Raw genomic sequence first — 8,333 nt, forward strand, 5'->3', positions numbered from 1 at the left:
ACAACCACCGCCTCTCGGGGAACATCGAGCCGCTGCGCCACCTGATGAAGTTCACCCCCGAGGAGAAGACTAACCACGACGTCATCGCCTGGCTCGCCGAACGCGCCGCGGGCGCGCTCAAGATCCTCGACCGCCGCCTCTTCGCCAACGAGTGGGTGGCCGGCGACCGGCTGACCACTGCCGACCTCTCCTGCGTCGGCTATCTTTACTACGACCACGAGTTCGGCCACGACATCACCGCCTATCCGCACATCGAACGCTGGCGCCAGGCGATCGCCGCGCTTCCCGGCTGGAAGCACCCCTACGACCTGATGCCGGGCCACCCGATCCCGGCCGGAGCCCTCTCATGACCGACGCCTACATCTACGACGCCATCCGCACCCCGCGCGGCAAGGGCCGTCCCGACGGCGCCCTGCACGAGGTGACCGCGCTCCGCCTCTCCGCCGACACGCTGAACGCGCTGCAGGCCCGCACCGGCCTGCCCGAAAACGCCGTCGAGGACGTGATCTGGGGCAACGTCACCCAGATCGGCGAGCAGGGCGGCTGCCTCGCCCGCTCCGCCGTCCTCGCCTCGACGATCGGCGAGCGGGTCCCCGGCCTCTCGATCAACCGCTTCTGCGCGAGCGGCCTCGAGGCGGTGAACCTCGCCGCCAACCAGGTCGCGGCCGGCGCCGGCGAGGCCTATATCGCCGGCGGCGTCGAGATGATGAGCCGCATCCCGATGGGCTCCGACGGCGCCGCCATCGCCGCCGACCCCTCGCTGGCGCTCAGGACCTACTTCGTCCCCCAGGGCATCGCCGCCGACATCATCGCCACCCGGTTCGGCTTCTCCCGCGACGACGTCGACGCCTACGCCGCGGAGAGCCAGCGCCGCGCCGCCGCCGCCTGGGCCGAGGGCCGCTTCGCGAAATCCATCGTCCCGGTCCGCGACATCAACGGCCTGCCGCTCCTCGACCGCGACGAGCACATGCGCCCGGAGACCGACATGCAGTCCCTCGGCGCGCTGAAGCCCGCCTTCAAGGAGATCGGCGAGCTCATGCCCGGCTTCGACGCCGTGGCGATCCTGAAGTACCCCGAGCTCGAGCGCATCGCCCACGTCCACCACGCCGGCAACTCGTCCGGCATCGTCGACGGCGCCGCCGCCATCCTGATCGGCTCGAAGGCCTTCGGCGAGAAGCACGGCCTCACCCCCCGCGCCCGCATCCGCGCCACCGCCAAGATCGGCACCGACCCGACGATCATGCTGACCGGCCCCGTCCCCGTCACCGAGAAGGCGCTGACCGCCGCCGGCATGACCATCGCCGACCTCGACCTCATCGAGGTCAACGAGGCCTTCTCCGCCGTCGTCCTCCGCTTCCTGCAGGCCTTCGACGCCGACCCGGCGAAGGTCAACGTCAACGGCGGCGCCATCGCCCTCGGCCACCCCTTGGGCGCCACCGGCGCCATGATCCTCGGCACCGCCCTCGACGAGCTCGAGCGCACCGGCAAGGAGACCGCGCTGGCCACGCTCTGCGTCGCCAGCGGCATGGGTGCGGCCACCATCATCGAGCGGGTCTGACCATGGGCGTCATCGACCTCGCCGCCTGCCCGGTGAAGACCGGCTCCATCTACCCCGAGCCCTACGCCTCCGAGGTGGCCGGCCGCTCGTCCCTCCGCCTCGGCGAGGCCGCCGGCCTCACCCAGTTCGGCGCCAACCTCGTCACGCTCGAACCCGGCGCCCGCTCCTCCCTCCGCCACTGGCACGAGGCCGAGGACGAACTCGTCATGGTCACCGAGGGCGAGCTCACCCTGCTCCAGGACGAGGGCGAATATACCCTGCGCCCAGGCGACTGCGCCGCCTGGAAGGCCGGCGACCCCAACGGCCACTGCTTCCACAACCGCACCGACCGCCCCGCCCGCTTCCTCGTCGTCGGCAGCAAGGCCGCCCGCGAGACCGCCCACTATTCCGACGTCGACTTCGTCATGCACCGCGACGACGGCCGCACCAGCTTCACCTACCGCGACGGCACCCCCTGGACCGGCCCCCGATGATCCCGACCCCCTGCATCTTGCCCCGAAATGCGCCCGCCGAAGGCACCCGCCCGGACCGGGCCGGGCCGCGCGCTGCGCGTGTAACGAAGCATTAACCCATGATAATCCTTTCCCCTCAATGGGATAACTATAGTTTCGCGCGCGAAATCCTCTGTTTCGCACCCCAGGAGCGAGCCGCATGAGCATCTTCACCCTGACGACCGACGCCGACGGCGTCGCCACCATCGCCTGGGATCTCCCCGGCCGCTCGATGAACGTCCTCACCTACGAGGGCATCGCCGACCTCGAGGCCGCCGTCGACCGGGCCCTCGCCGACCCCGCCGTCCGGGGCATCGTCATCACCTCGGCCAAGCCCGACTTCGCCGGCGGCATGGACCTGTCGCTCCTCTCCGCCATGAAGGAGAGGGCCGGCGCCGACCCCGCCCGCGGCCTCTTCGACGGCGTCATGGCGATCCACGGCCTGCTCCGCAAGATCGAGCGCGCCGGCATGGACCCCAAGACCCTCAAGGGCGGCAAGCCCATCGCCTGGGCCAGCCCCGGCCTCTCCGCCGGCATCGGCACCGAAATCGGCCTCGCCTGCCACCGCCGCTTCCTCGCCGACCAGCCCAAGGCCAGGGTCGGCCTCCCCGAGATCCTGATCGGCATCTTCCCCGGCGGCGGCGGCACCACCCGCCTCGTCCGCATGATGGGCCTCATGCCCGCCGCGCCCCTCCTCCTCGAAGGCAAGATGCTCGCCGCCGCGGCCGCCCGGTCCGCCGGCCTCGTCGACGAGACCGTCCCCCCCGACGAACTCCTCGCCCGCGCCAAGGCCTGGGTCCTCGCGGCAGGGCCGGCCGACATCGTCAAGCCCTGGGACCAGAAGGGCTACAGGATCCCCGGCGGCGCCCCCTACACCCCGGGCGGCTTCATGACCTTCGTCGGCGCCTCCGCCATGGTCCACGGCCGCACCCAGGGCGCCTACCCGGCGGCCAGGGCCATGCTCTCCGCCATCTACGAGGGCGCGCTGGTCCCCTTCGACACCGCGCTCCGCATCGAGGCCCGCTGGTTCACCCACGTCCTGATGAACCCCTCCTCCGCCGCGATGATCCGCAGCCTCTTCCTCAACAAGCAGGCGCTGGAGAAGGGCGCCTCCCGCCCCGCCGTCCCCGACCAGACGGTGAGGAAGCTCGGCATCCTCGGCGCCGGCATGATGGGCGCCGGCATCGCCACCGTCGCCGCCCAGGCCGGCATCGAGGTCGTCCTCATCGACCGCGACCAGGCCGCCGCCGACCGCGGCCTCGGCCATGTCGAGGCCTGGCTCGACGAGGGCGTGAAGAAGAAACGCAGCACCCCGGAGAAGAAGGCCGAGATCCTCGCCCGCCTCACCGCCACCCCCGACTACGCCGCCCTCGCCGGCGCCGACCTCGTGGTCGAGGCGGTCTTCGAGGATCCCGCCATCAAGGCCGAGGCCACCCGCAAGGCCGAGGCCCACCTCCCCCCGGACGCAATCTTCGCCACCAACACCTCCACCCTGCCGATCGGCGAGCTCGCCAAGGCCAGCCGCGACGCGGCCCGATTCATCGGCATCCACTTCTTCTCGCCCGTGGAGAAGATGGCGCTGGTCGAGATCATCCGCGGCCGCCAGACCGGCGACGTCGCCGTCGCCAAGGCCCTCGACTTCGTCCGCCAGATCAGGAAGACCCCGATCGTCGTCGGCGACGCCCGCTTCTTCTACGCCAACCGCTGCATCCTGCCCTACATCAACGAGGGCGTGCGCATGGTCGCCGAAGGCGTCGAGCCGGCGCTCGTCGAGAACGCTGCCCGCCAGCTCGGCATGCCGCTCGGCCCGCTGCAGCTGACCGACGAGGTCTCGCTCGACCTCGGCGTGAAGATCGCCAAGGCCACGAAAGCCGCCCTCGGCGACGCCTATCCCGAGAGCCCGGCCGACGCCGTCATCTTCGCCCTCGCCGACCAGGGCCGCCTCGGCCGCAAGGCGAAGGCCGGCTTCTACGCCTACGACGAGAAGGGCAAGCGCGAGGGCCTCTGGCCCGGCCTCCGCGAGAGCTGGCCCCCCCGCGATGAGCAGCCGGCCCTCGTCGAGGTGCAGCACCGCCTCGCGATGATCCAGGCCCTCGAGGCGGTCCGCGCGCTCGAGGACGGCGTCCTCACCGACATCCGCGAGGGCGACGTCGGCGCCATCCTCGGCTGGGGCTTCATGCCCTGGTCTGGCGGCCCCTTCTCCTGGCTCGACATCCTCGGCGCCGCCCGGGCCGTCGAGATCGCCGACACGCTGGCCGCCAGCTTCGGCCCGCGCTTCGCCGCCCCCGCCCTCCTCCGCGATCTGGCCGGGAAGGGCGAGAGCTTCTACGGCCGCTTCCAGCCGGCCGCCCGGGCGGCCTGACCCCGCGCGCCGGCGATGACGGCGCTCGGCCGGTACGAGCGGCTCGAGGCGGTCGGCCTCTGGCGCGAGGCGCCCGGCGCCGACCCGCGCGAGGTCGTCGTCTCCTTCGGCCGCACCACGCTCCTCCTCACCGACATCGCCGAGCGCCCGCTCGGCCACTGGGCGCTGGCCGGCGTCGCCCCCATCGGCGAGGACGCGGACGGCGCGACCGTCTACGCCATGAGCGCCGGCGAGACGCTCACCATCCGCGACCGCGACATGGTGGCGGCAATCGAGGCCGTCCGCCGCCGCCTGCCCGAGCCGCGCCGCCGCCGCCGGCGGATCCCGGCCGGACCGATCCTGGCCCTCGCCCTCCTGGCGGCGGCGATCGTCGCCGGCCCGCGTCTGATCCGCGCCGCCGCGGTGCGGCTGATCCCGCCCGAGCAGGCGGAGGAGATCGGCGACCGCATGCTGATCGCCCTCATCGAAGCGCACGGACCGACCTGCGCCGGGCCGCGCGGCGAGCAGGCCCTCGGCCGGCTCGCCGCGGCACTCGGCCCCGAGACGCCGCCGCGGCTGCGGGTAATGGAATTCGGCCGCGCACCGGTCTTCGCGGCGCTACCGGGCGGGACCGTGCTCATCGACCGGATGACGGCGACGGCCGCCCCGCCCGCCGACCTCGCCCGCGGTACGGCGCAGGCTCTGGCGGGCGACCCCGTCCGCGCGCTCGTCGAGGACGCGGGGACCTTCGCCGCCCTCCGCTACGTCTTCACCGGCCATTTCGACGAGCGGACCATCGCCCACGCCGCCAAGGCGGCCGTCGCCCGGCCACCCGCACCGGCAGCGGCCGCCCCGTCGCCGGAGATCGGCGAGATCGACCGGCAGGGATTGCGCGACATCTGCGGATAGCGGTCAATTGCCCGGCACCGGCCTTGCGCCAGGGGCATTTCGGCGTTGCATCTGCTGCATGAAGCTGATTTAGTGCCGCCAGTCGTAGAGGGAATGCCCAGGGAGGGTCCGCGGCGAACCGCGAGGCAACATCCCGGGCCAGGACAACGACCCGTTGGCGGGCCCAGGTCTGGGGGGGAATTGAGAGCGGCCTGTAATTCGCAGGCCGCTTTTCATTTGCCCGGAACGGCCGTCAATCCTCGAGGACGAGCTCGGGCGTGCAGCCGATCCGCTCGGCCAGCGCCTGCAGCCGCCGCTCCACCGCTTCGCCGGCGAAGGCACGCCCCGGCCCGCGCAGCCGGAGCATGAGCCGCCCCTCGCCCCGCACCAGGGCGGCATGGTCGAGCGCGCCGGTGGCCGATCCCGAGAGCATCGCCCCGAGCCGCATGGCACGGCCGAGAACCGCGGCCTCGGCCGCCCGCTCGGGCGAGAGCAGCCGCCGGCAGGGCTCCACCTCGTCGACCGGCGACACCACCTTGTAGCGGTTGAGCAGCGCGAGCCCGAGGAAGACGCGGTCGGCATGGTCGATGCCCGCGACGTTCGCCCGCGTCACCGACTCGAAGCAGAGCTCGGCCCGGTAGTCTGGATGCGCCCGCCAGTTCACGTCGTGCAGCAGGCAGGCGGCGAGGATGAGCCGCCGCTCGGCCGGCGAACGGTCGGCGAAGAAGTCGCCGAGCCAGGCGGCGAGCGCTGCACCGAAACCGGGCTGCCGCGCCGAGGCGGCCTCCATGTGGCGGCAGGCCTCGATGAGCGGATCGAGGACCCGCATCGCCTCCGGCATCTGGCGATAGAGCAGCCCCTCGCGCAAGCCGTAGGCAGAGATCGAGACGCGCGCCGGCTCGAACCGGCGCAGGAACGCGGCCAGGACGTCGCCGGCGAGCGGGATGAGCGAGAGCCGCGCCGCGGACGTGCCGGTCAGGGAGCTGAGCGTCGCCTGATCCTGGGTGCGCACCCATTTCACCGTCTCGAGGAGCTGGGGAATCGGCGGAGCATAGTCGTGCAACACCTTGAGCGGATAGCCGACACGCTCCATGTCGAGCCGCGCGATGGCCCGCCACGATCCGCCGACGAGAAAGAGCCGCTGCTCGGTGGCCGGGATCGCCTTGCGCAGCGCCTTCAGCTCCTTGCGGATCGCCTTCGCCTGCAAGGCCGGATCGCGGATGTCGGCGAGCTGCAGCGGCCCGAGGGGCGAGCTCGCGCAGGCACGGATCTCGCCCTTCGAGACCTGGGCGAGCTCCATCGAGGCGCCGCCCATGTCGCAGACGAGGCCGTCGGCATCGGGCCAGCCGAGGAGCACCCCCTTCGCCGCGAGCCGCGCCTCCTCCGAGCCGCTCGCCACATGCAGCTGCAGACCGGTCGCGCGCTCGATCTCGTCGCAGAAGGCCGGCCCGTCGGAGGCGAGCCGCACCGCCGCCGTGGCAAGCGCGATCAGCCCGGAAAGCTCCATCCCGTCGGCGAGCGCGGCGAAGCGCTTCAGCGCCGCAAGCGCCTTGGCGCGGCCGGCCGGGCTGAGGTGCCCCGTCTCGCGCAGCCCCGCGCCAAGCCCGCAGAGCACCTTTTCGTTGTAGAAATAGGCCGGGCTTCGCGCGATCCCGTCGAAGACGACGAGCCGCACCGAGTTCGAGCCCACGTCGATCACGCCGATGCGCTTGAGCCGGGCCTTGGCGGCTTCCTCGGCATGCGACCGGGGCAGCTCGGCGATGCTCTCTGGCGGCACGGGCCCCGAATCCCCCTGGTTTCCGGCGCGGCCAGATCTCGCATCCGACGCGCCTCGCGTCAATCGCATCGCGCCAAGCGGAGGAGTTCCTGAGGAGCTGCGCGAGCGTCTCGCGCCAAGGCCCTGAGAACGCTTCCCCTCTCAGGCGTCATGGACGAGCTGAATCACGTCGCGGGCACCGGCCCGGCCGCGGCCGGAGAGCGAGGGGTTCTCCATGAAGAAGCGGTGGCAGGAGAAGAGATGCTCGCCCGGCAGAGCGTCATGGCGGCGGTACATCCCGTCCGGCTGCGCCACCCAGCTCTGCGCCTGGTCGTGCATGTTGGCGGCCATGATCTGGTCGATGATCTGCGCATGCACCGTCGGGTTGGTGATCTCGACCAGCGTCTCGACCCGCCGCGTCAGGTTCCGCTCCATCCAGTCGGCCGAGCTGATGTAGACCCGCGCCTCGGGCGAGGGCAGCCCGTGGCCGTTGCCGAAGCAGACGATGCGGCTGTGCTCGAGGAAGCGCCCGATGATCGACTTCACCCGGATGTTCTCCGAGAGCCCGGCGACCCCCGCCCTCAGCCCGCAGATCCCGCGCACCACCATGTCGATCCTGACCCCGGCCTGGCTCGCCGCGTAGAGCGCGTCGATCACCTCGGGGTCGGTGATGGCGTTGAGCTTCACCCAGACCTGCGCCGGCCGCCCCGCCTTCGCATGCCCGATCTCGGCCTCCAGCCCCTCGAGGATGCGCGGCTTGATCATGTGCGGCGAGATGGCGAGCTTCTCGAGGCTCTCCGGCCGCACGTAGCCGGTCACGTAGTTGAAGACCTTCGTCGCGTCCCGCCCCAGCGCCTTGTCGCAGGTGAAGAGCGACAGGTCGGTGTAGATGTTCGCCGTCCCCGGATGGTAGTTCCCGGTCCCGAAGTGGGTGTAGGTGACGAGCGCATCCCCCTCGCGCCGCACCACGGTCGAGATCTTCGCGTGCGTCTTCCACTCGATGAACCCGTAGGTCACCTGCGCTCCCGCCCGCTCCAGCCGCCGCGACTGGCGGATGTTCGCCGCCTCGTCGAAGCGCGCCTTGAGCTCGATCAGCGCCGTCACTGACTTGCCCGCCTCCGCCGCCTCGCAGAGCGCCGCGACGATCGGGCTGTCCCGCGACGTGCGGTAGAGCGTCTGCTTGATCGCCAGCACGTCGGGGTCGATCGCCGCCTGGTTCAGGAAGCGCACCACGATGTCGAAGGTCTCGTAGGGGTGGTGCAGCAGCATGTCCTTCTGCCGGATCGCCGCGAAGATGTC

At 71.8% G+C, this 8,333-nt stretch carries 7 protein-coding genes; 5 read left to right on the forward strand and 2 right to left on the reverse strand.

The features are described 5' to 3' along the window. From Q0112_RS07910 to Q0112_RS07930, 5 genes are all read left to right on the forward strand, one after another. A partial coding sequence (locus tag Q0112_RS07910) for a glutathione binding-like protein (protein WP_297973649.1) occupies nt 1-350 on the forward strand: 350 nt, incomplete at its 5' end. Beyond that, a complete protein-coding gene (locus tag Q0112_RS07915) occupies nt 347-1,558 on the forward strand; it encodes an acetyl-CoA C-acetyltransferase (protein WP_297973650.1) in 1,212 nt (403 codons plus the stop codon). The genes Q0112_RS07910 and Q0112_RS07915, both read left to right, overlap by 4 nt. Nucleotides 1,559-1,560: 2 nt before the next feature. Beyond that, on the forward strand, nt 1,561-2,031 hold the full coding sequence (locus tag Q0112_RS07920; RefSeq protein WP_297973652.1) for a cupin domain-containing protein: 471 nt from the start codon (nt 1,561-1,563) through the stop codon (nt 2,029-2,031). 178 nt (nt 2,032-2,209) lie between these two features. Continuing rightward, on the forward strand, nt 2,210-4,411 hold the full coding sequence (locus tag Q0112_RS07925) for a 3-hydroxyacyl-CoA dehydrogenase NAD-binding domain-containing protein (RefSeq protein WP_297973654.1): 2,202 nt from the start codon (nt 2,210-2,212) through the stop codon (nt 4,409-4,411). A gap of 15 nt (nt 4,412-4,426) precedes the next feature. Continuing rightward, nucleotides 4,427-5,299 carry a hypothetical protein gene (locus Q0112_RS07930; protein WP_297973657.1) on the forward strand — a complete coding sequence of 291 codons (873 nt, stop codon included), beginning with the start codon at nt 4,427-4,429 and terminating at the stop codon, nt 5,297-5,299. Between the two features lie 232 nt (nt 5,300-5,531). On the opposite strand, the gene Q0112_RS07935 is transcribed toward Q0112_RS07930, so the two are convergent. Together Q0112_RS07935 and ppk1 are read right to left on the reverse strand one after the other, a co-directional pair. Continuing rightward, a complete protein-coding gene (locus tag Q0112_RS07935) occupies nt 5,532-7,055 on the reverse strand; it encodes a Ppx/GppA family phosphatase (protein ID WP_297973660.1) in 1,524 nt (507 codons plus the stop codon). A gap of 141 nt (nt 7,056-7,196) precedes the next feature. Next, on the reverse strand, nt 7,197-8,333 hold a 1,137-nt coding region (gene ppk1 / locus Q0112_RS07940; RefSeq protein ID WP_297973663.1), incomplete at its 5' end, for a polyphosphate kinase 1.

Origin of the sequence: uncultured Amaricoccus sp. (genome assembly GCF_937858865.1) — a bacterium.
Taxonomy (GTDB): domain Bacteria; phylum Pseudomonadota; class Alphaproteobacteria; order Rhodobacterales; family Rhodobacteraceae; genus Amaricoccus.

What these genes read in the sequence shown, in the direction of transcription:
- Q0112_RS07915 (WP_297973650.1), top strand. Translation starts at nt 347, where the DNA reads ATGACCGACGCCTACATCTACGACGCCATCCGCACCCCGCGCGGCAAG.
- Q0112_RS07920 (WP_297973652.1), top strand. Translation starts at nt 1,561, where the DNA reads ATGGGCGTCATCGACCTCGCCGCCTGCCCGGTGAAGACCGGCTCCATC.
- Q0112_RS07925 (WP_297973654.1), top strand. Translation starts at nt 2,210, where the DNA reads ATGAGCATCTTCACCCTGACGACCGACGCCGACGGCGTCGCCACCATC.
- Q0112_RS07930 (WP_297973657.1), top strand. Translation starts at nt 4,427, where the DNA reads ATGACGGCGCTCGGCCGGTACGAGCGGCTCGAGGCGGTCGGCCTCTGG.